The organism is Paraclostridium sp., from assembly GCF_051657365.1.
In the GTDB taxonomy this organism is placed as follows: domain Bacteria; phylum Bacillota; class Clostridia; order Peptostreptococcales; family Peptostreptococcaceae; genus Paraclostridium.
This window is the reverse complement of the sequence record NZ_JBOFKN010000187.1, coordinates 1-1,607: the sequence shown is the minus strand read 5'-3', so window position 1 is coordinate 1,607 and position 1,607 is coordinate 1. Positions and strand designations below refer to the sequence as shown.

The following is a 1,607-nucleotide window of genomic DNA, read 5'->3' as shown; positions in this document are numbered from 1 at the left end:
GGAGCATTACATTGCACGCCGGGCAAAATCGCTTTTACTTAAGGCTGTTGCGTTGGTCGGCATAAGCCTGCTTTTAGCAACCTTGGGGTTTCAGATAACAAAAAATTCAAGCAGGGACATTTTGAAATGGGCATTCGCTGCGCGAATTTTATGCCCATTTCAAACCGCTGCGCACGCAAGCGTGCTGCGCTATGCCCCTTAACTAAATGTTATCAGGAAGGTATTTAACTTAGATTTTAGGCGAATGAGAGAATTGCAAATTTGCCATAGCCGCTTACTACAGTGAATAGAACCATAATCCATTTAACTTCAATATTGCGTAATTAACGGTATGTATGAATGAGTTGTATTCGGTTGCTAGAAAATATACTATTTCTCAGGTAGTTTGTGTACGCTTGCCACACCATGTTCGATATCTAGGATTACTATGCCTTCTGATTCGGAGTCCAAACTTGCCAGCAATTTTCCACTAAAACTCCAGACTCCAGATTGTCCAACGCTGACAAAGTCATCGCACACGCCCACACAATTAGCCATAATTACATACATGCCGTGCTTATTTGCAATAGAAGGGTAGTGTTCTACTGCTTTCGACATGCTGCTATTAGATTTAGCGACGCTTGCGAGATATACATCAGCTTGTTGTGCGGCAGCACTATCAGCATGCTTCATTAGAAGTGATTCATAGCAAATGGCTGGAGCGAACTTGTAGCGTCCACTATTAAGAATGAGTTGTTCAATGCCCGCCACAAAGTATGGATTTTCGTCGGTGTGCAGTTGCTGTTTTGCGTAGGTTAGGCGAGGTTCGCATGGAGAGAACCAAACCATTCCAATTTGTACACCAGAAGTAATATTGATAGGTAATCCAACACCTATGAGTAGTTTATATTTGTCACTGTAGCTCTGAAGTATGTTAAGTCGCTCGTCTAAAGGATCACAAGCTAGTAGTTTTGCTAGTCTAGGCTCATATCCCGTTATCGATAGCTCTGGGAAGAATACAAGATGGGCTCCCTGTTCAACAGCGAGCTGTATCAGTTCAATATGTCTGGCTATGTTACTATCGAAATCACCAGCAACTGGCCTAAATTGAGCTGCGCATACTTTCATCTTTGATTCCAAGTAGATTTCTAATTTGATTTCTTAGGTTGCTAATATAGCTTATGATTATTCAGCTATGTGTCATATCAACAAAATGATTTAATTTTTAAATTTGTGAGTTGCACGTTATTTTTACTGTTAATCCTAAGGTTAGGCAAGTTGCTTTGTACGTAAATAAAAATCGTCATTCATGCTTCTGCTTCCGTGATAACAAAAAGTTGAACAGGGACATTTTGAAATGGGCATTCGCTGCGCGAATTTTATGCCCATTTCAAACCGCTGCGCATGCAAGCATGCTACGCTATGCCCCGGTAACTAAATGTTATCAGGAGTGGTTTTGAACTAAGAGTGTAGGTGAGTGCTTGAATGGTAATGTGCATTTATTAACTGAAATCGTTCAGCATTAATAAATCGTGTTTCAGATGAAGATAAAATTTTTTAATTATATTTTCTGCATGTCTTTTCTTTCTTCTTGGCACTCATATGATCCCATCTCGAATTGACGACAA

2 protein-coding genes are annotated in these 1,607 nt (G+C 40.1%); one reads left to right on the top strand and one right to left on the bottom strand.

The genetic code is table 11. The features are described 5' to 3' along the window. Nucleotides 1-202, top strand: a 202-nt coding sequence (locus ACRCYC_RS14855; RefSeq protein WP_438619903.1) for a hypothetical protein, incomplete at its 5' end; no start/stop codon positions are given. 167 nt (nucleotides 203-369) lie between these two features. Here the strand turns inward: ACRCYC_RS14855 and ACRCYC_RS14850 are convergent. Beyond that, nucleotides 370-1,107, bottom strand: coding sequence for a carbon-nitrogen hydrolase family protein (locus ACRCYC_RS14850; RefSeq protein WP_438619902.1), 738 nt, complete (start codon nucleotides 1,105-1,107; stop codon nucleotides 370-372). Nucleotides 1,108-1,607 lie beyond the last annotated feature (500 nt).